The organism is Streptomyces sp. NPDC051740 (assembly GCF_044453165.1).
GTDB lineage: Bacteria > Actinomycetota > Actinomycetes > Streptomycetales > Streptomycetaceae > Streptomyces > Streptomyces atrovirens.
Genome location: NZ_JBITCL010000017.1, coordinates 123,184 through 148,008 on the forward strand (window position 1 = coordinate 123,184; position 24,825 = coordinate 148,008).

At 72.0% G+C, this 24,825-nt stretch carries 20 protein-coding genes and 1 pseudogene; 11 read left to right on the forward strand and 10 right to left on the reverse strand.

The window, feature by feature from the left end:
- Positions 1–53: 53 nt before the first annotated feature.
- Both ACIA6T_RS26110 and ACIA6T_RS26115 read left to right on the forward strand, forming a co-directional pair.
- A complete protein-coding gene (locus ACIA6T_RS26110; protein WP_399448901.1) occupies positions 54–707 on the forward strand; it encodes a TetR/AcrR family transcriptional regulator in 654 nt (217 codons plus the stop codon).
- A gap of 13 nt (positions 708–720) precedes the next feature.
- On the forward strand, positions 721–1,452 hold the full coding sequence (locus tag ACIA6T_RS26115) for a Mut7-C RNAse domain-containing protein (RefSeq protein ID WP_399448902.1): 732 nt from the start codon (positions 721–723) through the stop codon (positions 1,450–1,452).
- Positions 1,453–1,652: 200 nt separating this feature from the next.
- Here the strand turns inward: ACIA6T_RS26115 and ACIA6T_RS26120 are convergent, their stop codons facing one another.
- Positions 1,653–3,686 (reverse strand): thioredoxin domain-containing protein, encoded by a 2,034-nt coding sequence (locus ACIA6T_RS26120; protein WP_399448903.1) that lies wholly within the window; start codon positions 3,684–3,686, stop codon positions 1,653–1,655.
- A gap of 149 nt (positions 3,687–3,835) precedes the next feature.
- Here ACIA6T_RS26120 and ACIA6T_RS26125 point away from each other — a divergent pair, with 149 nt between their 5' ends.
- Positions 3,836–7,036, forward strand: coding sequence for a tetratricopeptide repeat protein (locus ACIA6T_RS26125; RefSeq protein ID WP_399448904.1), 3,201 nt, complete (start codon positions 3,836–3,838; stop codon positions 7,034–7,036).
- 344 nt (positions 7,037–7,380) lie between these two features.
- Here the strand turns inward: ACIA6T_RS26125 and ACIA6T_RS26130 are convergent, their stop codons facing one another.
- A complete protein-coding gene (locus ACIA6T_RS26130; RefSeq protein WP_399448905.1) occupies positions 7,381–7,623 on the reverse strand; it encodes a hypothetical protein in 243 nt (80 codons plus the stop codon).
- Positions 7,616–8,497, reverse strand: coding sequence for a mycothiol conjugate amidase Mca (mca, locus tag ACIA6T_RS26135; RefSeq protein ID WP_399448906.1), 882 nt, complete (start codon positions 8,495–8,497; stop codon positions 7,616–7,618). Before mca ends, ACIA6T_RS26130 begins: the two co-directional genes overlap by 8 nt.
- 148 nt (positions 8,498–8,645) lie before the next feature.
- Between mca and ACIA6T_RS26140 the strand changes: the two genes are divergently transcribed.
- The 3 genes and pseudogenes from ACIA6T_RS26140 to ACIA6T_RS26150 form a co-directional block, all read left to right on the forward strand.
- Positions 8,646–9,044, forward strand: coding sequence for a DUF4307 domain-containing protein (locus tag ACIA6T_RS26140; RefSeq protein ID WP_399448907.1), 399 nt, complete (start codon positions 8,646–8,648; stop codon positions 9,042–9,044).
- A 168-nt stretch (positions 9,045–9,212) separates the two neighbouring features.
- Entirely contained in the window at positions 9,213–9,710 is a 498-nt protein-coding gene (gene greA / locus ACIA6T_RS26145; protein WP_399448908.1) for a transcription elongation factor GreA, read from the forward strand.
- 138 nt (positions 9,711–9,848) lie between these two features.
- Positions 9,849–11,117 (forward strand): annotated as a pseudogene (locus ACIA6T_RS26150) (transposase); the annotation flags it as partial.
- Between the two features lie 10 nt (positions 11,118–11,127).
- On the opposite strand, the gene ACIA6T_RS26155 reads toward ACIA6T_RS26150, so the two are convergent.
- From ACIA6T_RS26155 to ilvA, 3 genes are all read right to left on the reverse strand, one after another.
- The gene (locus ACIA6T_RS26155; protein ID WP_399448909.1) at positions 11,128–11,973 is read right to left on the reverse strand and encodes an ABC transporter permease; all 846 of its coding nucleotides are present in this window, start codon (positions 11,971–11,973) and stop codon (positions 11,128–11,130) included.
- Positions 11,970–12,962 carry an ATP-binding cassette domain-containing protein gene (locus ACIA6T_RS26160; protein WP_399448910.1) on the reverse strand — a complete coding sequence of 331 codons (993 nt, stop codon included), beginning with the start codon at positions 12,960–12,962 and terminating at the stop codon, positions 11,970–11,972. Before ACIA6T_RS26160 ends, ACIA6T_RS26155 begins: the two co-directional genes overlap by 4 nt.
- 185 nt (positions 12,963–13,147) lie before the next feature.
- On the reverse strand, positions 13,148–14,377 hold the full coding sequence (gene ilvA / locus ACIA6T_RS26165; protein ID WP_399448911.1) for a threonine ammonia-lyase: 1,230 nt from the start codon (positions 14,375–14,377) through the stop codon (positions 13,148–13,150).
- Positions 14,378–14,545: 168 nt separating this feature from the next.
- Between ilvA and ACIA6T_RS26170 the strand changes: the two genes are divergently transcribed.
- The 3 genes from ACIA6T_RS26170 (at position 14,546) to ACIA6T_RS26180 (ending at position 16,044) form a co-directional block, all read left to right on the forward strand.
- Positions 14,546–15,040, forward strand: a complete 495-nt coding sequence (locus ACIA6T_RS26170) for a MarR family winged helix-turn-helix transcriptional regulator (RefSeq protein WP_235618020.1) — start codon at positions 14,546–14,548, stop codon at positions 15,038–15,040.
- A gap of 255 nt (positions 15,041–15,295) precedes the next feature.
- The gene (locus ACIA6T_RS26175) at positions 15,296–15,799 is read left to right on the forward strand and encodes a sigma factor-like helix-turn-helix DNA-binding protein (RefSeq protein WP_399448912.1); all 504 of its coding nucleotides are present in this window, start codon (positions 15,296–15,298) and stop codon (positions 15,797–15,799) included.
- Positions 15,796–16,044 carry a hypothetical protein gene (locus ACIA6T_RS26180; protein ID WP_399448913.1) on the forward strand — a complete coding sequence of 83 codons (249 nt, stop codon included), beginning with the start codon at positions 15,796–15,798 and terminating at the stop codon, positions 16,042–16,044. The genes ACIA6T_RS26175 and ACIA6T_RS26180 overlap by 4 nt, the downstream gene beginning before the upstream one ends.
- Before the next feature lie 7 nt (positions 16,045–16,051).
- Here ACIA6T_RS26180 and ACIA6T_RS26185 read toward each other — a convergent pair whose 3' ends face one another.
- Positions 16,052–17,209, reverse strand: coding sequence for a cystathionine gamma-synthase (locus ACIA6T_RS26185; protein WP_399448914.1), 1,158 nt, complete (start codon positions 17,207–17,209; stop codon positions 16,052–16,054).
- A 132-nt stretch (positions 17,210–17,341) separates the two neighbouring features.
- On the opposite strand from ACIA6T_RS26185, the gene ACIA6T_RS26190 reads away from it, so the two are divergent.
- On the forward strand, positions 17,342–18,460 hold the full coding sequence (locus tag ACIA6T_RS26190; RefSeq protein ID WP_399448915.1) for a hypothetical protein: 1,119 nt from the start codon (positions 17,342–17,344) through the stop codon (positions 18,458–18,460).
- Positions 18,461–18,590: 130 nt separating this feature from the next.
- Here the strand turns inward: ACIA6T_RS26190 and ACIA6T_RS26195 are convergent, their stop codons facing one another.
- Positions 18,591–19,634 (reverse strand): NAD(P)-dependent alcohol dehydrogenase, encoded by a 1,044-nt coding sequence (locus tag ACIA6T_RS26195; protein WP_399448916.1) that lies wholly within the window; start codon positions 19,632–19,634, stop codon positions 18,591–18,593.
- Positions 19,635–19,808: 174 nt separating this feature from the next.
- Here ACIA6T_RS26195 and ACIA6T_RS26200 point away from each other — a divergent pair, with 174 nt between their 5' ends.
- On the forward strand, positions 19,809–20,726 hold the full coding sequence (locus ACIA6T_RS26200; RefSeq protein ID WP_399448917.1) for a helix-turn-helix transcriptional regulator: 918 nt from the start codon (positions 19,809–19,811) through the stop codon (positions 20,724–20,726).
- A 182-nt stretch (positions 20,727–20,908) separates the two neighbouring features.
- Here the strand turns inward: ACIA6T_RS26200 and ACIA6T_RS26205 are convergent, their stop codons facing one another.
- Together ACIA6T_RS26205 and ACIA6T_RS26210 are read right to left on the reverse strand one after the other, a co-directional pair.
- A complete protein-coding gene (locus tag ACIA6T_RS26205; RefSeq protein ID WP_399448918.1) occupies positions 20,909–21,421 on the reverse strand; it encodes a hypothetical protein in 513 nt (170 codons plus the stop codon).
- A 72-nt stretch (positions 21,422–21,493) separates the two neighbouring features.
- Positions 21,494–24,823 (reverse strand): S8 family peptidase, encoded by a 3,330-nt coding sequence (locus ACIA6T_RS26210; RefSeq protein ID WP_399448919.1) that lies wholly within the window; start codon positions 24,821–24,823, stop codon positions 21,494–21,496.
- Positions 24,824–24,825 lie beyond the last annotated feature (2 nt).

Below are 24,825 nucleotides of genomic sequence, written 5' to 3' on the forward strand. Positions count from 1 at the left end.
GGCCGTAGGGCTGGTACCGGCCATGGTGGCCGACAATCGCCGACAATGGCGTCATGAAGGCCGCACCCTCCCCCCTCACCCCCACCGACCCGCCCCGACCGGGGCTGCGCGAACGGAAGAAGATCAAGACCCGTGAGGCGATCCGCCGCGCGGCCTTCGCACTGATCGGGGAACAGGGCTACGACGCCATGACGATCGAGCGGATCGCCGAGCGCGCCGAGGTGTCGCCGTCGACCGTCATCCGCTACTTCCCGGCCAAGGAGGACATCGTCCTCACGGACGAGTACGACCGGCCGATGGCCGCGGCACTCGCCGAGCGGCCCGCCGGCGAGCCCTGGCCCGCCTCCGTCCGGCACGTACTGCGCGGGACCGTGCGCCGCGCGATGACCGAACAGCCCGAGGTGACACTGCTGCGGGCCCGGCTGCTGGCCGAGGTCCCGGCGGTGCGCTCCCGGACGCGGGAGAGCCTGTCGGCCACCGGACGGCTCCTCGCCGACGCGATCGCCGCGCGCACCGGGCACGACCCGGACGGCCTGGAGGTGCGGGTCGCCACGACGTCCCTGCTCGGCGGCCTGCTGGAGGCCACGACGTACTGGGCCGAACGCGGCCACACCGACGACCTCGCCACCCTCGTCGACCGGGCCCTCGACGTGGTCGAGCACGGCCTGCCCACCACGAAATCCCGGAGCCGCGGACACCGGACATGACATGCTTGGGCGGGTGAACGGTCCCGAGATCCACGTCGAGTTCGCCCCCGAGCTGCTGCTCTTCGTCCCCAGGGCACGGCCCACCGGTGCCACGAAGGCCGCCACCGACGGCGTCTCCAGCCTCGGCCACGTCATCGAGTCCCTCGGAGTCCCGCTGACCGAGGTGGGCGCGCTGCTCGTGGACGGCCGCGAGGTGCCGGTCGGCCACGTGCCGACCGCGGGCGAGTCGGTGACCGTACGCGCCGTCGCACATCCGCAGCGGGTACCGGGCGCGCCGTTGCGGTTCCTGCTCGACGTGCACCTCGGCACGCTCGCGCGCCGGCTGCGGCTGCTGGGCGTGGACACGGCGTACGAGTCGACCGACATCGGCGATCCGGCGCTGGCCGCGCGGTCGGCGGCGGAGCAGCGGGTGATGCTCAGCCGGGACCGGGGGCTGCTGCGGCGGCGGGAGCTGTGGGCGGGGGCGTTCGTCTACAGCACCCGGCCCGAGGAGCAGCTCACCTACGTGCTCGACCGGTTCCGGCCCGAGCTGCGGCCGTGGAGCCGGTGCACCGCCTGCAACGGGATGTTGCGCCGGGCCACCAAGGACGAGGTCGCCGACCAGTTGAAGGGCGGGACGCACCGTACGTACGACGTGTTCGCGCAGTGCGGTGAGTGCGGGCGCGCGTACTGGAAGGGGGCGCACCATGAGCAACTGGTCGCGATCGTGGAGCGGGCGGTGGCGTTGGGGGCCGAGCGGGGCTGACGCGGGACGAGCGAGGCCGACGCGGGCCGAGCGAGGCCGACGCGGGCCGAGCGAGGCCGACGCGGGCCGAGCGAGGCCGACGCGGTGGCGCCGCGGGGAACCGCGGGTGCGTCGTGGCTTGTCGCGCCCGCGCGGCGGAGCCGCATGTCGATACGGCCCCGCTCTCCTGTGAGGCGCTCAGCGCGCCCCCGGGTCCGGATTCAGCCGCCCAGCGCCCTCCGCAGCCGGTCGGGGTCGGTCGTCGGGGTGTCGCAGGTGAAGTTGCGGCAGACGTAGGCGGCCGGTGCGCCCTGGACCAGTGGGCGGTCGGCGAGCAGCGGGAACTCGTCGCTCTCCGGGGTTCCGACGGCGACCACCGCGCCGGGCGCGGAACCCAGGAGTGCCGTGCGGTGCAGGGCGGTCGTGGCCGGGTCGTCGAGCGCCGGACCGACCACCGCGACCTCCCGCGGCCCGTCCTGTACGGCCTCGGCGACCGCGAGCCCCCACCCGATGAACCGCGGGACCCGCGGGCCGAGCGCCTTCACCACGCCCAGCGCCCGTTCGGCGGTGGTGCGATGGGGCTCGGAACCGGTGTGCGCGGCATAGCCGAGCAGGGCGCCCGCGGCGGCGGTCCAGCCGGACGGGGCGGCGTTGTCGGTCGGGTCCTGCGGACGCCGGATGAGGCGCTCCGCGTCGGACGCCGTGTCGTACAGGGCACCCGAGCCGGGGTCGGTGAAGCGGGCCAGGACATGGTCGAGGAGCAGTCCGGCGAACTCCAGCCAGACGCCCTCGCCGGTCACCGACGCCAGCGCCAGGAAGCCCTCCGCGACGTCGGCGTAGTCCTCCAGCACCCCCGCGTTGGCCCCGGCGCGGCCGTCCTTGCTGGTGCGGGCGATACGGGCCTGGTCGTCCAGGTGCAGCCGGACCAGCAGGTCACCGGCGGCGACGGCGGCCTCGACGAGGTCCGGCCGGTCGAAGTAGGCGCCGGTCTCGGCGAGCGCGGCGATCGCGAGGCCGTTCCAGGCGGCCACCACCTTGTCGTCCCGGCCGGGCGCGGGCCGGGCGGAGCGCGCCGCGAGCAGCCGCTCCCTGATGCCGTCGATCCGCCCGGCGTCGAACACCTCTTCCCGTTGCGGGAGTTGCAGCACCGAGGCACCCTCCTCGAAGGTGCCCTCCACGGTCACGCCGAAGTACCGCACGGCGAGTTCCGCGTCGTCGTCCCCGAGGACCTCCCGCAGCTGCGCGGGCGTCCAGACGTAGTACGCACCCTCGACGTGGCGCCCCCTCCCGTCGTCGCTGTCGGCATCCAGCGCGGACGCGAAACCCCCCTCAGGGGTACGCAGTTCGCGGACCATGAAGTCGGCGGTCTCCAGCGCGACCCGGCGGGCGAGTTCGGAGCCGGTGGCCCGCCACAGATGGGCGTAGACCCGGCACAGCAGGGCGTTGTCGTAGAGCATCTTCTCGAAGTGCGGCACGATCCAGTCGCGGTCGACGGAGTACCGGGCGAACCCGCCGCCGAGCTGGTCGTAGATCCCGCCGCGCGCCATGCGCTCGCAGGTGTCCGCCGCCATCTGCAGCGCGCCCTCGGCACCGGTGCGGGCGTGGTGGCGCAGCAGGAACTCCAGCACCATGGACGGCGGGAACTTCGGCGCCCCGCCGAACCCGCCGCGCTGCGGGTCGTACTCCCTGGTCAGCCCGAGCAGCGCCTGGGCGAGCTCCTGCTCGCCGGGCACCTGGTCGTCGCCGTAGGACATCTCCCGGCCGGCCAGATCCCGGGCGATCTTCCCCGCCACCTCGTCGACCTCGCCGCGCCGCTCGTCCCACGCCTGGTGGACGCCCTGGAGCACCTGCCGGAAGGAGGGCATGCCGTGCCGGGGGGCGGGCGGGAAGTACGTACCGAAGTAGAACGGCTCGGCGTCCGGGGTGAGGAACACGGTCATGGGCCAGCCGCCCTGCCCGGTCGCCGCCTGCACCGCCTCCATGTAGACGGCGTCGACGTCCGGGCGCTCCTCACGGTCCACCTTGACGCTGACGAAGTGCGCGTTCATGTCGTCGGCGGTGGCCCGGTCCTCGAAGGACTCGTGCGCCATCACATGGCACCAGTGGCAGCTCGAGTAGCCGACGCTCAGCAGCACCGGCACCTGCCGCCGCCGCGCCTCCTCGAACGCCTCCTGGGACCACGGCCACCAGTCGACCGGGTTGTCGGCGTGCTGCAGCAGGTACGGGGACGTCTCACGGGCCAGTCGGTTCGGCATGGTGTCCATCCTGCCGCAGTACCCGCCCCGGAGCCCGGCAGCACACAGCCGGGAGATCCGGCCCTCTCCACACGACGGCCCCCGCACGACACACTTGTGGCCAGGGAACGCGGCCGGGACCGGCCGACGCCACCGGAGGGGGACAGCAGATGCGGGACAGTCAGCGGGCGGACGCCGAGCGGCTGTTGGCGCGGGCCGTGGAGGAGGAGGTGCGCAGGTCGGGCGGGCGCACCGACGGCAAGGCGCTGCTCGCGCGGGCGCGCGGGGCACTGGACACGATGGCGCAGGCGGCGGCCGAGGAGTACGAGGCGTACACGCGCGCCCTGGACGAGGCGGAGGCCGGGCGGCTCACCTTCCGGCAGCGTTACGCCCGCGAGGGCGCCGGGACCCCGCTGCTGGTGGCCGGGGTGGCGGGGGTCGCGGCCGTGGTCGCCGACATGGCGCTCGGGACGGGCACCGGGACGGCGCTGGGCGCGGGCGTGACCGTCGGGGTCGTCGGCGCGGCGGCGACGGTGGTGAAGGTGGCCGGCACGCATGTGCCCGCCGCGCACCACCGGGCCGGCGCGGTGAGCCAGCCGGGCGGGCCGCAGCAGCTGCGGCTGCAGTGGCTGACGGCGCTGGAGGTACGGGGGATCCGGCCGTTCCTGGACCAGCAGCGGGTGCTGGCCTCGTCCACCGGGCCGAAGAAGGCGGGGCCCCGGCTGCGCGGCACGGACAAGAGCGCGGCGGCCCGCGGGCGGAGCGTGCTGGAGCAGTCGTTCGGGCAGCTCCCGGAGCCGCTGGGCCCGTTCGCGGGGCGGCGGCAGGAGATGGCGCGCATCCGGCAGTGGGCGCGGGCGGCCCGCGCGACCACGGAGACCCGGCCGACGGTGGTCGTGCTGCACGGGGCGTCCGGCAGCGGCCGTACGACGCTCGCGGTGCGCGCCGCACACGACCTGAAGGACCACTTCCGCGGCGCCTGCGTCGTCGACCTGCGCGGTGACAGCCCCGGCGAGCCCCCGCTGTCCACCCGGGACGCGCTGCTGCATCTGCTGAACCGGCTCGGGGCGCCCCGCGAGCAGCTGCTGTTCCGTGAGCGGTCCTCCCCCGACCAGCAGGTCAAACGGCTGAGCGAGCTGTACCACCAGCATCTGACCGGGATGCCGGTGACGATCGTCCTGGACGACGCCTCCGATCCGCAGCAGGTGCGCACGCTGATACCGGAGCGGTCCGACAGCCTCGTCCTCGTCACCTCCCGCGCGCCGCTCGGGCTGCCGGACGATCTGCCGGCCCGGGTCCACCAGCTGCCGGTGGAGCCGCTGGACGCGGCCGGTGCGGAGGAACTGCTCGCGGTCGCCGCGCAGGATTCCCCGGGGCCCTACGACGCCGATTCCGCCGAGCGGGTGCGGGAGCTGTGCGGGGGCCTGCCGCTGGCGCTGCGCATCGCCGGGGCTGCCCTGGGTCCCCGCTCACCCCTCGCGCTCGCCACCGACCTGGGCGCCTACGGGCCCGTCGAGCCGGTCGAGCGGGCACTGTGGCTGCGCTACACCGACCAGCCGGAGACCCCGCGGCGGCTGCTGCGGCGGCTCGCCCTGGCCGGCCGGGCCTCCCTGGGCGCCGCCGCGGCGGCGGCCCTCCTCGCCACCGACGAGGCCGAGGCCACCCGGCACCTGGTCGCGCTGCACCGCGCCGGTCTGATCGACCGCGTACGGCACAGCCGCTACCGGCTGCACGACCTCGTCCGCGCCTTCGCCCTGGCCCGGCTCCTCGACGAGGAGGAACCGGCCGAGCGCGCGGCCGCGCAGGAACGGCTGATCGCGAACTACGCCGAGCTGGCCGACTCGGTGCTGCGGCTGGTCGACGGCAACATGTCGACCCGCTCGGACCGCTTCGGCCCGTACGGCTTCACCTCGCTGGACGAGGCGCTGCGCTGGCTCGACGACGAGTCCAGCTTCATCACGGCGGCGCTGCGGCACGCGGAGGGCGTGGACCGGGCGGCGGTGCTGAACCTGCTCGGCGCGCTGTGCGACTACTGCCTGCTGCGCGGCGACCTGTACCGGCTGGGTGAGATCAACGAGCTGGCGCAGGCCGTGGACGAGGGGCTGCTGGTGCGCTCCGTGCAGTGGCGCACCGGTATCGCGGCACGGCAGCTGGGCGAGCTGGACAAGGCGCGGACCACGCTGACGTCGGTGGTGGACCTGTACCGGGAGGCGCAGCACGACGCGGGCGCGGCACGGGCGCTGACCTCGCTCGGCATCACGCTGCACCACCAGGGCAACCTGACGGAGGCGTCGGCGAAGCTGCGGGAGGCGCTGGAGCTGCAGGCCGCGCCCGAGCTGGCCACCGACCGCGCCTGGACGATGCACGCGCTGGCCGCGGTGGAGCGGGACCGGGCCCGGCTGTCCGAGGCGCTGGACCTGCTCACCGAGTCGCTGGTGCTGCACCGCGCGGGCGAGTCCGTGCACGGGCAGGCGTGGGCGCACTTCCAGCTCGGCCAGCTGAACCTGCGGATGGACGACGTGCCGCGCGCCGAGGCCGAGCTGCGTACGGCCCTGGAGCTGTACGGCCGTACCCGCGACGCCCGCGGTGAGGCGTGGGCGCTGACCGAGCTGGCGCGGGCCCGGCTGGTCGACGGGGACGCCTCACCGGCGGTGGAGGACCTGCGCCGGGCCGCCGCCCGGCACCGGGACAACGAGGACGCGCGCGGCGAGGCGTGGACGCTGTACTACCTGGGCCAGGCGCTGGAGGAGACCGGCGACCTGGACCGGGCGGTGCGCGAGCTGGAACGCGCCCGCACGATGTTCTCCCGGATGCGGGACGTGTACGGCCTGGCCTGCGCCCGGCACCACTCGGCGCGGGTGACCCGGGACCAGCGGGCCGCCCGGACGGGGTCGCTGCGGAACTCCGGGTTCGCCCGGCAGCTCCTGGTGGACGCGCGCGCCGACTTCCAGCGCATCGGGGTCGCGCACGGGGAGGCGTGGACCTGCCTGGAGCTGGCGGTCGTCGACGCGGGCAACGCGCGCACGCAGCAGGCGCTGGCGCTGTGCGACGAGGCGGTGTCCCTGTTCGCGTCCTACGGCGACCGGCGCGGCGAGGACTGGGCACGCTTCCTGCGCTGCACGCTGCTGCCGTACGCGGCGCCGGGCGGCACGGAGGTCGGTACGGCGGTGGCCCAGGAGGAACTGTCCCAGCTGGGCCGGTCCGGCCACACCACCCGCGACGGCAAGCTGACCGACTGCGTGGAGGCGTACCAGCTCCTCCTGGAACGGGGCGTCACCCTGGAGGCGGGCTGGCAGGCCTGGCACCTGGGCATGGTCCCCAGCCGCCACGCCCGGGAGGTGATGGGGGTACCGGTGGACGAGAAGGCCTAGGTCACGCCGGCCACCCACCGGTGGGGGCGAGAGAACACAGGGTGTGCTGGTCACCGGCCGGTGGTTGTGGGCAGCCGCTGCAACGGGGCCGGTGGTTGTGGGCAGTCGTTCCGCAGGGCGGAACGGGTGGGCACAACCGCCCCGCAGCCGGCACCCGGCGACGTTGCGGACCGGGGGAACCGCGCAGTCCGGCGCTCACGGGGTGCCTCCCCCGCTCTCGGCTCCGCTCGAGCGGGGGGACCCCCATCGCCCTGGGGGTACCTCCCAGGCCCTTGAGGCACTGGGGAGGCACGACTGCCCGCGGGAACGCGGCATGCGGCTGCCCGCGGAAGCGGCGGCAGGGCTCAGCCCCGCTTCTCCTCGGCCGTCGCCTCGGCCTTCTCCGTCCCCGAGGCCTCGGACTCGACGAAGTCGACGCGGCCCATGTGACGGTTCATGGACTTCATCAGGGCCCACACCGCCAGAGCCATCACCGCGAACACGATGAACCCGAGAACACCAGGGGTCACCTTGTCCTCGTCGAGTTCCTTGGCCAGAGGCACCAGGTGGGTCATTGCCAGGCTTGCGCTTGCGCTCATGTCAGGCATTGTCCCGGATGCCCGCGAAGAGGTCGTCCTCGGGGAGGGAGGTATCGACGAGGGACTTCGCCAGCTCGTACTCCTCCGTCGGCCAGACCTCCCGCTGGAGATCCATCGGCACCCGGAACCAGCCCCCGTCGGGGTCGATCTGCGTCGCGTGCGCGATCAGCGCCTTGTCGCGGATCTCGAAGAAGTCGGCGCACGGCACGTGCGTGGTGAGCGTGCGCTCCTTGCGCTCGAACTCGCTCCAGCGCTTCAGCCAGTCCCCGTACGGCGACTCCAGACCGCGGTCCAGCATCGCCTGGTGCAGCGCCTCGGTGCGGGGACGGTTGAACCCCTGGTTGTAGTACACCTTCAGCGGCTGGTACGCCGGCCCGTACTCGCTCTCCGGGTACTTCTCGACGTCCGTCGCGCCCTCGAACGCCACCATCGTGATCTTGTGGGTCATGATGTGGTCGGGGTGCGGGTAGCCGCCGTTCTCGTCATAGGTGGTGATCACCTGGGGGCGGAAGGAACGGATCTTCCGCACCAGCTCACCGGCCGCCTTGTCGACGTCCTCCAGGGCGAAGCAGCCCTCCGGCAGCGGCGGCAGCGGATCGCCCTCGGGCAGCCCGGAGTCGACGAACCCGAGCCACTCCTGCTTCACCCCCAGGATCTCCCGGGCCTCGTCCATCTCCTTCTTGCGCACCTCGTGGATGTGCTCCTCGATGTACGCGTCGCCCTGCAGTTTCGGGTTGAGGATGGAGCCGCGCTCCCCGCCCGTGCAGGTCACCACCAGCACGTCCACCCCCTCGGACACGTACTTCGCCATGGTGGCCGCGCCCTTGCTCGACTCGTCGTCGGGGTGGGCGTGCACGGCCATCAGTCGCAGCTGGTCAGTCAAGACTCAATCCTCAAGTCGGTAGGCGCCCTCAGTGCGGCGGCGCAGTCGCAGGCTTCTATAGTGACCGAATCGGGGGACGAAAAATTCCGGATTTCACGCTCCGGGACCCGCCTGGGGACACCGGTCCCCTCCTGCCGAGGAGACGATCATGAGTACGTCGAGCACGCGGCTGCCCGAGGGCCGTTACGGCCGCTCCTCGGACCAGCGTGCCGACCGCACACTCAAGGTCGTCGGCGCCGTGCTGTCGGTGCTGATGCTCGGGCTGATCGGCTGGTTCGGCTACCACTACGTCGCCCAGAACGAGATCAGCGCCGAGGTGATCGGTTTCGACACCTCCGAGGACTCCGTGAAGGTGCACCTGGAGGTGCACAAGGACGCGGGCGTCGCCGGCTACTGCACGGTCCGCTCCCAGTCCGAGGACGGCGCCGAGGTGGGCCGCGCCGACTTCCGCTTCGACGAGGACGACACGCGCGTCGACGAGGTCGTCACGCTCCGCACCACCTCCCGGGGCACCTCGGCCGAGCTCGTCGGCTGTCACACGGACTGACACAGCGGGGAATACCTGGCCACTGACCTGCGCTGACACGAGTCCGGTGGCTTATGTCCTCCCCCTACGGGCACTCAATTGTTAGGCTCGTGGTTTCGCCCATCCCTGGAGGAACATCCTTCTGGGTAGGGCGATGCTTTGTATTCCCAGTACCTACGAGGAGCACCTGTGACCCAGACCAGCGAGAACGTCACCTGGCTGACCCAGGAGGCGTACAACAAGCTCAAGGACGAGCTTGCGTACCTTACTGGTCCCGCGCGCACGGAGATCGCCGCGAAGATCGCCGCCGCGCGCGAGGAGGGCGACCTGCGGGAGAACGGCGGGTACCACGCGGCCAAGGAGGAGCAGGGCAAGCAGGAGCTCCGTGTGCGCCAGCTCACCCAGCTCCTCGAGAACGCCAAGGTCGGCGAGGCCCCGGCGGCCGACGGTGCCGTGGCGCCCGGCATGGTCGTGACGATCGCCTTCGACGGTGACGAGGACGACACGCTGTCCTTCCTGCTCGCCTCCCGCGAGTACGCGAGCTCGGACATCGAGACCTACTCGCCGCAGTCCCCGCTCGGCTCGGGCGTCATCGGCCACAAGGTCGGCGAGGACGCGGAGTACGAGCTGCCGAACGGCAAGAAGGCCTCGGTGAAGATCCTGGAGGCGAAGCCGTACAACGGCTGACCCGCCCCCGCGAGTCCCCGACGGGCCCCCGGCACCCCTGCGGGACGCTGTTGGTTAATTCGGGGGCCTGCGTGACGTCGGCCTTCAAGACCCGGTTGTGGTTTTGAAGGCCGACGTTGTCGTGTGGGGTGGGTGCGGGTGTCGTTGCAGCCGATGGGACCGGGAGAGATCCCGGCGGAGACGGTGCGGGTGGCGCGGGCCGCGTTCCCGAAGGGGAGCCTGGCGATCCGGGTGCGGGACGAGCTGGGGCCGTTGTTCACGGACGAGGAGTTCGCGGACCTGTTCCCGGTGCGGGGAAAGCCGGCCTGGTCGCCGGGGCGGCTGGCGCTGGTGCTGGTCTTGCAGTTCGTGGAGGGGCTGACTGACCGGCAGGCCGCGGAGGCAGTGCGGGCGAGGATCGACTTCACATACGCCCTCGGGCTTCGGCTCGATGACCCCGGGTTCGACTTCTCGGTGCTGTCGGAGTTCCGAGACCGTCTGGTCGAGGCGGACACGGGGCGGCGGGTGCTGGACGGCATCCTGGCCGCGGCCGGTGCGCAGGGACTGCTCAAGACGGCCGGTCGGTCCAGGACCGACTCCACTCACGTGGTGTCGGCGGCGAGGGATGTGTGCTGGCTGGAGTTGGTCGCCGAGACCCTGCGGTCGGCGTTGAACGCGCTGGCGCAGGCCGCCCCCGACTGGCTGGGGCAGGTGGCCGAGCCGGACTGGTTCAAGCACTACGCGAGCAGGGCCGAGGACTCCCGCTTCCCCAAGTCCCGAACCCGGCGGGACGAGATGGGCTTGCGGATCGGCCGGGACGGGATGCGGCTGCTCGAAGCGGTCCACTCCCCGCGGGCACCGGAGGCATTGCGGACGTTTCCGCAGGTGGAGACCCTGCGGCAGGTGTGGGTGCAGAACTTCCACCAGGTCGATGACGAGGTGGGGCGCCGCCTCCCAAAAGACCGGCCGCCGGGCAAGACCTGCCTGGTCAACCCCTATGACGTTCAGGCGCGCAACAGCGTCAAGCGGGACGCTGCCTGGGCGGGATACAAGGTCCACTTCACCGAGACCTGCGACACGGACACCCCGAACCTGATCACGAACGTGGTCACCACCATGGCGACGGTCCCGGATGTGTCGATGACCGAGCACGTGCATGCCCAGCTGGCCGCAGCAGGCCGTCTGCCCGCAGAGCACCTGGTCGACGCCGGATACGTCGACGCCCACGCCCTGGCCGACGCCCGCCGTCAGTACGGCATCACGCTCACCGGACCGGTCGCCGCCGTGGTCAGCCCTCAGGCAGCCGCGGGCAAGGGATTCACCGCCGACGACTTCACCATCCATTGGGAGAACGAGCAGGTCACCTGTCCCGGCGGGAAGACCACCCGCCGCTGGAACCCCGACCGGTCGCCCGAGGGCACCCCGGTGAGGGGCTTCGTCATGCCGCCGCCGAGCGGTACTTGCGCACGGCGAGCGTCCGGAAGAACGCGATGATCAGGACCGAGTAGATCAGCGACGCCCACACCGGGTGCTGCATGGGCCAGGCGTCCGAGGTGGAGACCCCGGGGTTGCCGAAGAGCTCGCGGCAGGCCTGCACGGTGGCGCTGAACGGGTTCCAGTCGGCGATGTGGCGCAGCCAGGGCGTCATGTTGCTGGAGTCCACGAACGCGTTCGACACGAAGGTCACCGGGAAGAGCCAGACCAGTCCGCCGGAGGTGGCCGCCTCCGGGGTGCGGACCGACAGGCCGATGAGCGCGCCGATCCAGGTGAACGCGTACCCGGCCAGCAGGAGCAGGGCGAACGCGCCGAGCACCTCGCCGACGCTGGTGTGGGTGCGCCAGCCGACCAGGAGGGCGACGACGGCGAGCACCAGCAGGGTGAGCGCCGTCTGCACCATGTCGGCGAGGGTGCGGCCGGTGAGCACCGCGCCGCGCGCCATGGGCAGGGAGCGGAAGCGGTCGATGAGCCCCTTGTGCATGTCCTCGGCGATGCCCGCCCCGGCTCCGGCGGTGGCGAAGGTGACGGTCTGCGCGAAGATGCCGGCCATCAGGAACTCGCGGTAGACCTGCGGACTCGTACTGCCGCCGATGTCCATGGACCCGCCGAACACGTACGAGAACAGCACCACGAACATGATGGGCTGGATGAGCCCGAAGATCACCACTTCGGGGATCCGGGCCATGCGGATCAGATTGCGTTTGGCGACGACCAGGGAGTCCCGGATCGACTGGCCGACGGGGTTGCCGGGGGCCGTGACCCGGACGGTGTCGGTGACGGCGCTCATTTCGCGGTCTCCTTGGTGTCCTCGTCGTCCTTGGCCTCCGCGACATGGCCGGTGAGGGAGAGGAAGACGTCGTCGAGGGTGGGGCGGCGCAGGCCGATGTCGTCGATCTCGATGCCGTTGGTGTCGAGGTCGCGGATGATCTCGGCGAGGAGCTTGGCGCCGCCGGAGACCGGTGTGGTGATCTTGCGCATGTGGTCCTCGACCGTGGTGTCGCCCTGGCCGGCGCCGCGCAGGCTGTACTTGTCGAGGAGGGCGGACGCCGACTCGATGTGCTCGCGCTCGTGCACCACGACCTCGACGCGCTCGCCGCCGGTGCGGGCCTTGAGCTGGTCGGAGGTGCCCTGGGCGATGACCTTGCCGTGGTCGACGACCGCGATGTCGTGCGCGAGGTGGTCGGCCTCCTCCAGGTACTGGGTGGTGAGCAGCAGTGTCGTACCGCCGGAGACGAGCTGTTTGATCACCTCCCAGAGCTGCTGGCGGTTGCGCGGGTCGAGGCCGGTCGTCGGCTCGTCCATGAACATCACAGGCGGCGAGACGACCAGGGCGGCGGCGAGGTCGAGGCGGCGGCGCATGCCTCCGGAGTAGGTCTTGGCGGTGCGGTCGGCGGCGTCCGCGAGGTGGAACTGCTCCAGCAGTTCGTCCGCGCGGGCCTTCGCCGCCTTCGCCTTCATTTGATAAAGCTGGCCGACCATCTGCAGGTTCTCGCGGCCGGTCAGATACTCGTCGACGGCGGCGAACTGGCCGGACAGGCCGATGGAGCGGCGTACGGCGTCGGGCTGTTTCAGCACGTCGATGCCTGCGACGACCGCCCTGCCGCTGTCGGGCCGCAGCAGGGTGGTCAGGCAGCGGACGGTGGTGGTCTTCCCCGCGCCGTTCGGCCCGAGCAGGCCCAGGACGGTGCCCTCGGGGACCTCCAGGTCGACGCCGTCCAGCGCCCTTACGTTCCCGAAGGTCTTCACCAGACCTTCGGCATAGATGGCGCCTGGCATATGAGTCTCCACGTCGTCGTAATTTTTCGGAAAGCCTAGGTTTGCGCGCTTCGGTGTGCTGAGGTTTTTCGTCGGGCGCGGGCGGCGGGACGGACCGGGGCCACCCGGCGGCGAGACACACACCATAACGCGATGTATCGCGTATCACAATGGAATGACCCGAAGGAGTGACGCCCCGTCGGGCGTCAGGCCATGACCGTGTAACCCGCCTCGCGCAGAGCCCTGTTGACCTCCGCGCAGTGCTCCGGACCCTTGGTCTCCAGGTGCAGCTCGACCTCCGCCTCCGTGAGCCCGAGCCGTGGATCGGTCCGTACGTGGCTCACATCGAGGACGTTGGCGTCCGCCACTGACAACGCCCCGAGAAGCGAGGCGAGGGCGCCCGGCCGGTCCGTCAGCCGGAGCCGTACGGCCAGGTAGCGGCCCTGCGCGGCCATGCCGTGCCGCAGCACCCGCTCCATCAGCACCGGGTCCACGTTGCCGCCGGACAGCACCGCGACGACCGGCCCCTCGAAGGCGCCGGGCCGGCTCAGCAGCGCCGCGACCGGGCTCGCCCCGGCCGGCTCGACGACCAGCTTGGCCCGCTCCAGACAGAGCAGCAGCGCGGCCGACAGCTCGTCCTCGGTGACCGTGCACACCTCGTCCACCAGTTCGCCGACGATCCCGAACGGCACGTCACCGGGCCGCCCCACCTTGATCCCGTCGGCCATCGTCACCGGGTTGCGCACCGGCAACGGACGCCCGGCCGCCAGGGAGGGCGGATACGCCGCCGCGCCCGCCGCCTGCACGCCGACGATCCGCACGTCGGGCCGCAGCTCCTTCGCCGCGACCGCGATCCCGGCGGCCAGCCCGCCCCCGCCGACCCCGACGACGATCGTGCGCACCTCGGGGCACTGCTCCAGGATCTCCAGGCCCACCGTGCCCTGGCCCGCGATGACGTCCGGGTGGTCGAAGGGGTGGATGAACACGGCGCCCGTCTCGTGCGCGTACTCCATCGCCGCGGCCAGCGTCTCGTCGACCACCTGGCCCTGCAGGCGCACCTCGGCGCCGTACTCCCGGGTCGCGCTGATCTTCGGCAGCGGGGCGCCCTTCGGCATGAAGACCGTGGACCGCACCCCGAGCAGCGACGACGCCAGCGCGACACCCTGCGCGTGGTTGCCCGCGCTCGCCGCGACGACACCGGCGGCCCGCTCCTCGGGCAGCAGCCCGGCGATCCGGACGTACGCGCCGCGCAGCTTGAACGACCCCGTCCGCTGCAGGTTCTCGCACTTCAGGTGCACCGGTGCGCCCACCCGCCGGGACAGGTGCCTGCTGCTCTCCAGCGCGGTCGTCCGTGCCACGCCCGAGAGCGTCTTCTGGGCGCCGCGCACATCGTCGAGAGTGACGGTCCGCAGGGAGTCGGCCGTGCTGTAGCTCATGACTCCAGCATCGCAGTTCGCCGGTGGCGGCGACCGGTGTGACCAACCCGCGGACTCGGCTTTGCGCAGCGCCGGTACGGGCCGACGTCCGGCCGCGTACCCTGTCCCCCAATCAGCAGCCCTCCACGAAGTGAGTCCCCGGCCATGCCCACAACACCTGATATGTCGATGGACATGAGGACGGACCTGACGGCCGTCGGCGACACCGGTCTTCTCGACACGCTGCAGCACGAGGTGGCGCTGTTCGCCCGACGTGCCGAACAGACGCGTCTGGGCGGGGTCGGCCAGGTGCGCAACTCGATGGACCGCGCCGCGTACCTGCTGCTCAACCGCCTCGACAAGGAAGGTCCCATGGGCGTCAAGGCGCTCGCCGCGAGCATGGGCATCGACTCCTCGACGGTCACCCGGCAGGTCGCCCCGCTCGTGGACACCGGCCTGGTCAAACGGACCTCGCACCCCGAGGACGGCCGCGCGGTCGTGCTCCAGCTCTCCCCGCGCGGACAGTCGCGCCTGGAGGAAGTGCGCTCCTCGCGGCGCCAGTTGATGGCCGAGCTGACGCAGGACTGGGACCCGGAGGAGCGCGAGGCGTTCTGCGCGCTCCTGACGCGCTTCAACGGAGCGTTGTCGGCTCGGATGTCCACCCCTGAGCGGGTGGACTCCTGACCTCCGGGGGCTGCGCCCCCAGACCCCCCTTCGGCCCTACGGGCCTCGTCCTCAAACGCCGGACGGGCTGACTCCAGCCCCTCCGGCGTTTGAGGAGCGGGGTCTGGGGCAGAGCCCCGGGACGGGACGGGAAGGGGCGGGAAGGGGCGGCGGGGGCGAAAAACCGAAGCGTCGCGCATGCACGTCTCTTGACCGCGGGACGCGCCCTGCCCTGATATGAGAACCGAGGGCTCTCAGGGGCGAGGGGAGGCACGGTTGCACCCACGGCACACGTCCCAGGACGACCTCCGCGCCCGCGAGTTCGAGGCGTACGTCGCGGGCGCCGGCACCCGCCTGCTGCACACCGCGACCCTGCTCACCGCCGAACCGCCGGACGCCAACCCGCGCGCCCGGCGCCTGCTGACCCTCGCGCTGGCCCACACCTACGCGGCCTGGGACCGGCTGCACGGAGCGGACCCCTACGCACACACCCGCCAGTACCTGGCGACCCGCTTCGCGAACGGCTCCTGGCACCGGCGCGGCGGACTGCTCCGCCCCCGCGCCCGTCCGGAGGGCCCGCTGGCCCGGCTCTCCCCGCAGGAACGCCTGGTCCTGGTCCTGCGGCTGCACGAGGGGGTCGCCGAGGAACAGACGGCGGCTCTGCTCGGCCTGTCCGCGGAGCGCGTGCGGACCGTCTTCCACCGCGCGATGGCCGCCGTACTGCGCCCGCCCCCGAGACCGTCCCCGCCGGTGGGCGGCGTCAAGGCGGTGCCGTCGTGACCCGGATGAGGCGTGAGGCGACCGTACGGCGGATGCTGGAGCAGTCGCCGCCGCGCGTACCGCCCGAGCTCCACGCGGACGCGGTCCGCCGCGGGGTCCGCGTCCTGCGCCGCAGGACGCTCGTCCGCCGCGCGATGTGGCTGCTGTTGCTGGCGGTGACCGTGGCGTTCGTGGTGTGGGCGCTGACGGTCCGCCCGTGGGTGGAGCCGCCGTCGGAGACGACTCCACCGCTCACGGGCTGGTGACCGGGGTCTACCGGCCGAGCGCCTGCTGGAGGTCTTCGAGCAGGTCGTCGACGTTCTCGATGCCCACGGAGAGGCGCACCAGGTCGGCGGGGACCTCGAGCGCGGAACCGGCCGCGGACGCGTGTGTCATCCGTCCGGGGTGCTCGATCAGCGACTCGACGCCGCCCAGGGACTCCCCGAGCGTGAACACCTGAGCCCGGTTGCAGACCTCGACGGCCGCCTCCTCGCCGCCCTCCACGCGGAAGGAGACCATGCCGCCGAAGGCCCGCATCTGCTTGGCGGCGACCTCGTGACCGGGGTGGTCGGGCAGTCCCGGGTAGAGGACGCTCGTCACACGCGCGTGGCGGGTGAGCATGTCGGCGACCTTCGTCGCGTTCTCGCTGTGCCGGTCCATGCGGACCGAGAGCGTCTTGGTGCCGCGCAGCACCAGCCAGGAGTCGAAGGGGCCGGCGACCGCGCCCATCGCGTTCTGGTGGTAGGCGAGCTCCTCGCCCAGCTCCGCGTCGCCGGTGATCAGGGCGCCGCCGACGACGTCGGAGTGGCCGCCCATGTACTTGGTCAGGGAGTGCACTACGACGTCCGCGCCGAGCGCGAGCGGCTGCTGGAGGTACGGCGTGGCGAAGGTGTTGTCGACGACGAGCCGGGCGCCCGCGTCCCGGGCGACCTGGGCCACGGCGGCGATGTCGGTGATGCCGAGCAGCGGGTTGGAGGGGGTCTCCACCCAGACGGCCTTGGTCTTCGGGGTGAGGGCGGCCCGTACGGCGGCCGGGTCGCTCGTGTCGGCCACCGACCACTCCACGCCCCAGCGGGCGACGACCTTGGCGAAGAGGCGGAACGTGCCGCCGTACGCGTCGTTCGGGATCACCACGTGGTCGCCGGGGCCGAGCAGCGTACGCAACAGGCAGTCCTCGGCCGCCAGTCCGGACGCGAACGCGAGGCCGCGGCGGCCGCCCTCCAGGGCGGCGAGGTTCTCCTCCAGCGCGGTCCTGGTCGGATTGGCGCTGCGGCTGTACTCGTAACCGCCGCGCAGGCCGCCGACGCCGTCCTGCTTGTAGGTGGACACCTGGTAGATCGGCGGGACGACCGCGCCCGTCAGGGGGTCGGCGGTGTTGCCCGCGTGGATCGCGAGCGTCTCGAAGTGCTGACTGATGTGCCTGTCGCTCATGGGCACCGAGGGTAGTGCGCGTGCGGTGCGGATGACGGACGCGGAGCGGGCGGGGCGGGCGGACGCCGGGGTTTTCCACAGGGCCCGGTACCGGGTTGGCCAATTGTCGGCGTGGTCTGGTTCGCTTGTGACATGGAGATTCTCTGGGTCCTGATCGCGCTCGTCATGCTCGGCTTCGTGGTGCTGCCGTTCGTGAGGCGCGGGCGCGGGACGATCACGCAGGTCCCCGCCGGCCACCCGGACGCGGCGGACCCGGCGAACTACGGCTTCGCCCTCGAGGAGGAGCTGGACATCCGCATGCCCGGCCCCGACCAGGACCTGCTGGACGTCCTGGACCTGGTGCAGCGCACCCAGGACTACCGCGCGGCGCAGCAGCTGCTGGCCGGCACGGAGACGGGGGGCGAGTCGCGCTGGCAGCGCGTCCAGGCGTTCGCGGGCGCGGCCTCGCTGGAGCTGCGGCAGCGGCCCGGCGGGGTGGGCGAGGCGCCGGGCGGGCAGTGGCTGCGGGTGTGGCGGACCGAGATGCCCAAGGACGCGGGGGGAGCCGCGGTGCACGCCGAGTTCCTGGTGCAGCAGGCGTGGCGTACGGCGGCGCCCGGGACGGACGAGTTCCGGATCATCATGGAGGAGGCGAAGGCGGCGTGCGGCGAGGCCGCGCTGCTGGCTCCCGGTGACCCGGTCCCGTACATCGTGGAGCTGTCCGTGGCGCGTGGACTCGGTTACTCGCAGCAGGACTTCGAGCAGGTCTGGCTGAGGATCCTGGACCGCGCCCCGGCCCACATGGGGGCGCACCTGGCCGCGCTGCACTACTGGTGCGAGAAGTGGCACGGTTCGCGGCAGCAGGCGTACGCGTTCGCGGAGGCCGCGGCGGCGCGGGCGCCCCAGGGCTCCCTCCTCGCCGCCATGCCGCTCTTCGCGGTGTTCGAGCACCTGCCCGAGGTGAACCTGGTCGCCGGTTTCTACCAGAGCGAGACCGTCACCAAGGCGATGCACGGCGCGCTGCACGCGGTGCACTCGGCCCGCCCCGACGACCCGATGTCGGCGCACGTGCGGCACCTGCTGGTCTTCTTCCTGGTCCGCGGTGAGCGCTGGGCGGAGGCCATGAGCCAGCTCATACACATCGACGGCCACGTGGGCGCCCTCCCCTGGACCCTCTCCCCCGACCCGGCCGCCGAGTTCGCCGTCTACCGCGCCCTGGCGGTGGCCGGCTACGAGGCGAACGGCGGCAGCCCGGCGACACTCCCGCACTGAACACACCGGCACGGGCCCCCGCCGGAGGCGGGGGCCCTGGCCCGATTCCGCGCCCGCCGCGCCGCCGACGTTCACCCGGGCACCGGACCGGGCGGCCGGCCGGTACCGGCCACGTGGTCGGGGCCGAACGTCAGATCGTCGCCGTGTCGATCACGAAGCGGTAGCGGACGTCGCTGTTCAGGACGCGCTCGTACGCCTCGTTGATCTCGGCCGCGCCGATCAGTTCGATCTCCGCGCCGATGCCGTGCGCGGCGCAGAAGTCCAGCATCTCCTGGGTCTCGGCGATGCCGCCGATCATCGAGCCGGCGAGGGTCTTGCCGCCCCCGAGCAGCGAGAAGAGGTTGAGGGCGACCGGCTCCTCGGGAGCGCCCACGTTCGCCAGCGTGCCCTCCGTCTTCAGCAGGGACAGGTAGGCGTTGAAGTCCAGCGGGGCCGACACCGTCGACACGATCAGGTCGAAGGTGCCCCGCAGCTCCTCGAAGGTCTTCGGGTCGCTGGTGGCGTGGTAGTGGTCGGCGCCCAGCTTGAGGCCGTCGTCCTTCTTGCGCAGGGACTGCGACAGCACCGTCACCTCGGCGCCCAGCGCGTGCGCGATCTTGACGCCCATGTGGCCGAGGCCGCCCATGCCGAGGACCGCGACCTTCTTGCCGGGACCGGCGCCCCAGCGCTTCAGCGGGGAGTACAGGGTGATGCCGGCGCACAGCAGGGGCGCGGCGACATCGAGGGCCAGCCCGTCGGGGATGCGGACGACGTAGTTCTCGTCGACGACGATCTTCTCCGAGTAGCCGCCGTAGGTGGGCTCGCCGTTCCTGTCGAGGGCGTTGTACGTGCCGACCATGCCGCTGCCGGTGCAGTACTGCTCCCGGCCGGCCTCGCAGTTCTCGCACGCGCGGCAGGAGTCGACCATGCAGCCGACGCCCACGCGGTCACCCACCTGGTACCGGGTGACGCCGGGGCCGACCTCGGACACCACGCCGGCGATCTCGTGGCCGGGGACCATCGGGAAGATCGCCTCGCCCCAGCCCTCACGGGCCTGGTGGATGTCGGAGTGGCAGATGCCCGCGAACTTGATGTCGATCAGGACGTCGTGCTCGCCGACCGCGCGCCGCTCGACGGTCGTCCGCTCCAGCGGAGCCTTGGCGGCGGGTACGGCGTATGCGGCAACAGTGGTCATGCCGGGGGTTCTCCTCGTGAGGTCGTGCGCCCGGCTGTCTTCTGTCCGGCCGGGCACGGCCTCCAGCCTGCGACGACGTCCCTGGCTTACCCAGGCCACGGTTCTGCCTACGTTGGCTGTGCGTACCACTGACGGGGACAGGATGCTGTGCGTACGACCGGGAATACTGGAGTCATGGACGAGCAGCACACCCACCCGGCCGGCCCCGCGAACGGCGGCCTCGACCCGCGAGCGGAACTCAGCGAGTTCCTGCGCACCCGGCGGGCCCGGCTGAAGCCGGAGGACGTGGGCCTGCCGGACTTCGGACGGCACCGCCGGGTGCCGGGCCTGCGCCGCGAGGAGCTGGCCCAGCTCGCCGGGGTGTCCGTGGCGTACTACACGCGCCTGGAGCAGGGCAACGGGCAGAACGTGTCGGCGGAGGTGCTGGACTCGATCGCGCGCGCCCTGCGCCTCACCGACGCCGAACGGTCCCACCTCACGCATCTGGCGAAGCCGAAGCGGCAGAAGCGGAAGCCGGCGACCCGCACCCAGCAGGCCCGCCCCGCGCTGCGGCATCTGCTGGAGTCGATGGACGCGGTCCCGGCGTACGTCGTGGGCCGGCGCTCGGAGATCCTCGCCTGGAACCGGATGGCGGCGGCGGTCTTCGGGGACTGGGGGCGGCTTCCGGCGCAGGAGCGGAACTGGGCGCGGCTGGTGTTCCTGAACCCTGACTACCGCGAGTTGTTCGTGGAGTGGGAGCAGAAGGCGTACGACATGGTCGCCTACCTCCGCATGGACGCGGGCTGCCACCCCGACGACCCGCAGCTGTCCTCGCTGGTGGGCGAGTTGTCCGTGAAGAGCGAGGAGTTCCGCAGGCTGTGGGCGGCGCACGACGTCAAGGAGAAGAGCCACGGCGTCAAGCACGTCCGGCATCCGCTGGTCGGTGAGCTGACGCTGCTGTGGGAGTCGTTCCGTCCGGCCGGTGACGACACCGGGCAGTCGCTGGTCACGTACTTCGCGGAGCCGGGTTCACCGTCGGCGGAGGCCCTGAGGCTGCTGTGCAGCTGGGGCACGGACGCCCGGCGGGCCGGGGCGGACGCCACGGCTCCCTGAGCCCGGACGACCACGGCTCCCCGGACCCGGACGACCACGACTCCCCGAGACGGACCGCCACGACCCCCTGAGCCCGGACAACCACGACTCCCCGAGACCGGACCGCCACAACCCCCTGAGCCCGGACAACCACGACTCCCCGAGACCGGACGACCACGACTCCCCGAAACAGGCGGCGGCTCTCAGCCCTCGACGCCCAGGTCCTCCCGCATCAGCCTCCGCATCGCCGACAGCCGGTGCTCGGCCTCCTTGAGTTCGAGCAGGGCGCGTTCCGGGCTCTCGCCGTCGCGGGCCCGCTGCCGGTCGAGCCGCTTCACCGCGGCGTCGGTGCGGGCGAGCACCTCGTTGACGGCGCGCGAGGCGTCCAGGATCCGCTCGGGCACGATCATCTGGGCCTCGGCGTACCGGTCGCGGTAGTCGAGCCGCGCCTCCTCCAGCTGAGCGCGGTCGTGCTCGCCGTAGACGCCGTCACGGAGGCGGTGCAGGGCGTCCTTGAGGAGGGTGTGGAACTGACGTGAGGCGCGGTTCATCGCCGTGTACGCGCCGCGCCGCTCCTCGTACCGCCGTCGTTCCTCGGCCTCGACGGCCTCGTCCGCCCGCTGCCGCGCGGTGAGGCGCTGACCGATCACCGGGGCGAACAGGGTCCCGAGGACACCGACGACGGCGGTGATCATGGCAGTCACGGTGGCGGTCATGACAAAACTCTACTCAAGAACGCGGAACGACCCGCCGGAGGAGAACTCTCCGGCGGGCCGTCCGCTCACGGACTACTTGCCGTAGTACGCGTTGTAGATCGAGACCGTCGACGTGTTGCCCTTCTTGTCGGCGATCTTGGCCTGGAAGGAGACGGCCTTCCCCTTCGCCGGGTTCTTGAAGGTGATCTTCCCCTTCTTGACCGTGGTCTTCTTCCAGGTCTTGCCGTAGTCGTACGACACGTACACCGACAGGGACTTGAGGTTCTTGCCCTTGGCGGCGCCCTCGACGGTGACCGGGACCGTGACCTTCTTGCCGGCCGTCACCTTGCTGTCCAGACCCGTGGCCGCCTGGAAGCGGACCGTGGAGGCGGGCAGCTGCTTGAGGTCGGCGGTCTTCTTGGAGCGGAAGGTCCAGCTCGCGTCGATCCGCGTGGAGGCGGCGGCGACCTTGGCGCTGCGCTTGACCGAGGTGGTCAGCTTGTAGGAGGCGTCCCCGGACGGGACCTTGAACTCCTTCTCGCCGAACAGCGGGTCGTCGTTCGAGCCGACCTTCTTGCCGTTGCGGTGGAGACTCGTGGTGACCGAGGTGAACGCCGAGGAGCCGGCGTGGCCCTTGCCGTCGGCGAACAGCGGGACGAGCCCCGAGATGCTGTTGCCGTCACGGAAGACACCGTACTCGGAGGTGAGACGCGGTCCGAAGACGGCCGTGTTCACGGTCTCCTGGTACGTCTTGCCGCCCTTGTAGCCCTTGGCGTAACCGATGACGTAGCCGGCCTCGGAGACGGGCCAGCCCTCCTTGTCGACCCCGCCGATCTGCTCGAAGTCGAGGTCCCACTTCACCCCGGCCACGGTGGACAGGTGCAGGGTGCGGGTGCCGGGCAGGTTCTGCTCGTCGCCGAACGAGGAGGCTCCGCTGCTGCCGGGCAGCCAGCCCGTGGGGCCGACGACGCCCTTCTTGCCGCTCGCCGCGGCACCCATGCCGACCTTCACCGTGGCGAGTTCGCCGGCCTTGTAGTTCCGGGTGTAGCCGGTGGCGAGGTTCTTCACCTTGGCGCCGATGACGGTGCTGTACTGCTCCTTGGCGCCCTTGCTGAAGTGGGCGTCCCACTGCTGGCTCAGCGAGCCGTCGGTGATCTGCGGGCCGAGGTGGGCGGAGCGGAAGTTGTCGTACGAGTCCAGCCACCAGCCGAAGCCGTAGGAGGAGTCGTTCGTCTCGACGGTGTAGTCGGCGGAGGCGAACTCCGGCTTGGCCGCCTTGTCCGGCACGGTGATCCTCACCGGCTTGGCCTTGCGGGCGTCCAGGGTGATCGTCGTGTTCTTGGCGACGTTCAGCTTCGGCTGGGCGATCCAGTCGGCGCCCTGGTAGTCCTCCGGGTCGGGGCCGACCAGGATGCTGGTGTCCAGGACGTAACCGCCCTTGGGCACGCGGACGGTGACGGTGCCGTCGGCCTCGTAGGGCTGGTACCACCGGTCGGCGCCCAGGCCGGAGAGACCGGCGAGGTTGGCGACGTAGTTGGAGGCCGGCTTGCCCCCGCGGTCGAGGAACTTCAGCGTCACGTCGTACGACTCGACCTCGCGCTGCACCGCGGCGGCCGTGCGCACGGTCTGCCCGCCGCCGGTGGCGACCACGTACGCCGAGTACGCGCCGTCGGTCGTGCCGCCCAGCTTGGTGTCGACGGTCGCGTCCACGGAGGCCGTGCCGCCCGCGGGGACCGTGACCGTCGTGGCGCCCAGGGTGAAGAAGCCGGCCGGGGCCGCCTTGCCCTGGGGGTTCGTGGCGGTCGACGTCAGCTTCAGGGTGACGTCCTGGGTGCCGAGGTTGCGGTAGGTGAGCGCCTTGGTGACCGGCTTGTCGTCGGTGTGCGGCCACTGCTGCACACCGAAGCTCAGCGACACCGGGTCGGCGATCACGGTCTGCTTGATGGCCTTGTCGACCTGGACGCGGCCCGAACCCTGCTCGAACGGCGTGTACTTGCCGCCCTTGGTGGAGCCGGCGAGCGCGCCCTTCAGCTCCGCCGAGGTCCACTCGGGGTGCTGCTGCTTGAGGATCGCCGCCGCGCCCGCGACGTGCGGGGTCGCCATCGACGTACCGGAGATGGTCATGTACCCGGCCGGCTTCTCGCCGACCTCCTCGGCGATGGCGTTGCCCTTCGCCGAGGCGGCCGTGATGTCCACGCCGGGAGCGGTGACGTCCGGCTTGATGGCGCCGTCGCCGACGCGCGGGCCGGTGGAGGAGAAGTCGGCGAGCGCGTCCTTGTCGTCGACGGCGCCGACGGTGAGGGCGGCGTCCGCGCTGCCGGGCGAACCGATCGACTGCGGGCCCTCGTTGCCGGCCGCGATGGCGAACAGTACGCCCTTCTCGGCGGACAGCTTGTTGACCGCGGCCTCCAGCGGGTCGACCTCGGCCGTGTCCATGCCGCCCAGGCTCAAGTTGACGACGTCGGCGCCCTGCGCGGCCGCCCACTCCATGCCGGCGAGGATGCCGGAGTCGTCGCCGAAGCCGGAGTCGTCGAGGACCTTGCCGTTGAGGATCTTCGCGCCGGGCGCGACGCCCTTGAACTTCCCGCCGGACTTGGCGCCCGTACCGGCCGCGATGGACGCGACATGAGTGCCGTGGCCGACCTTGTCGCCGGCGGTGGCCGCGGAGGTGAAGTTCTTGGACGCGGTCACCTGGCCCTTGAGGTCCGCGTGGGTGGCGTCGACACCGGTGTCCAGCACGGCGATGGTGACGCCCTTGCCGTCGTAGCCGGCCGCCCAGGCCTTCGGGGTGCCGATCTGCGCCACGGACGTGTCGAGGGATGCCTCGCGGACCCCGTCGAGCCAGACGTGGGCGATGCCGGAGGCGGTGCGGTCGCCGTCGGTGACGGCGTCCCACAGCTCGGGCGTGTCCTCGTGCGGGGTCTGCACCGCGTCCGCGTTCAGGGACTTCAGGGTCCGGCGGACCGTGCCCGCGTCACGGACGTCGGCCTTGGCGGCCCGGGCGCCGCCCTTGTAGCCGACGATGACCTTCAGGCCCCGCTTCTGGGAGCCGCGGGTCGCGGCCTCGTTCAGCTCGGTGACGTCGAACAGCCGCTGGTCCAGCTTGCCGCTCGCGACCAGCCGGGCCGCGTCGGCCGGCAGCACGAGGGTGTGCCCGCCGGTGCGGCGGACCTGCACGGGTATGTGCTCCCGGCCCTCGGCCCGCTCCAGGCCGACCACGCGGCCCTTGGCGTCCACGGCGACCCGGTCACCGGTGATCAGCGTGATCCGGTGCTTGGCCTTCACCGCGGACGCCTCCGTCGAGGAAGCGGCGGTCGTGCGCTCCCCGTTCGCCGACGCCGGGCCGGCCATGCCCGCCGCGAGCGCCACGGCGGTCGCCGTGGCGACCGTGACCGCGCACGCCCTCTTCACTTGTCTGCGCAAGG

Bases quoted from the DNA above. Each gene is read 5' to 3' on its own strand.
- ACIA6T_RS26110 (WP_399448901.1), top strand. From the start codon at position 54: ATGAAGGCCGCACCCTCCCCCCTCACCCCCACCGACCCGCCCCGACCG.
- ACIA6T_RS26120 (WP_399448903.1), bottom strand. From the start codon at position 3,686: ATGCCGAACCGACTGGCCCGTGAGACGTCCCCGTACCTGCTGCAGCAC.
- ACIA6T_RS26125 (WP_399448904.1), top strand. From the start codon at position 3,836: ATGCGGGACAGTCAGCGGGCGGACGCCGAGCGGCTGTTGGCGCGGGCC.
- ACIA6T_RS26130 (WP_399448905.1), bottom strand. From the start codon at position 7,623: ATGCCTGACATGAGCGCAAGCGCAAGCCTGGCAATGACCCACCTGGTG.
- ACIA6T_RS26140 (WP_399448907.1), top strand. From the start codon at position 8,646: ATGAGTACGTCGAGCACGCGGCTGCCCGAGGGCCGTTACGGCCGCTCC.
- ACIA6T_RS26155 (WP_399448909.1), bottom strand. From the start codon at position 11,973: ATGAGCGCCGTCACCGACACCGTCCGGGTCACGGCCCCCGGCAACCCC.
- ACIA6T_RS26160 (WP_399448910.1), bottom strand. From the start codon at position 12,962: ATGCCAGGCGCCATCTATGCCGAAGGTCTGGTGAAGACCTTCGGGAAC.
- ilvA (WP_399448911.1), bottom strand. From the start codon at position 14,377: ATGAGCTACAGCACGGCCGACTCCCTGCGGACCGTCACTCTCGACGAT.
- ACIA6T_RS26170 (WP_235618020.1), top strand. From the start codon at position 14,546: ATGGACATGAGGACGGACCTGACGGCCGTCGGCGACACCGGTCTTCTC.
- ACIA6T_RS26185 (WP_399448914.1), bottom strand. From the start codon at position 17,209: ATGAGCGACAGGCACATCAGTCAGCACTTCGAGACGCTCGCGATCCAC.
- ACIA6T_RS26190 (WP_399448915.1), top strand. From the start codon at position 17,342: ATGGAGATTCTCTGGGTCCTGATCGCGCTCGTCATGCTCGGCTTCGTG.
- ACIA6T_RS26195 (WP_399448916.1), bottom strand. From the start codon at position 19,634: ATGACCACTGTTGCCGCATACGCCGTACCCGCCGCCAAGGCTCCGCTG.
- ACIA6T_RS26200 (WP_399448917.1), top strand. From the start codon at position 19,809: ATGGACGAGCAGCACACCCACCCGGCCGGCCCCGCGAACGGCGGCCTC.
- ACIA6T_RS26205 (WP_399448918.1), bottom strand. From the start codon at position 21,421: ATGACCGCCACCGTGACTGCCATGATCACCGCCGTCGTCGGTGTCCTC.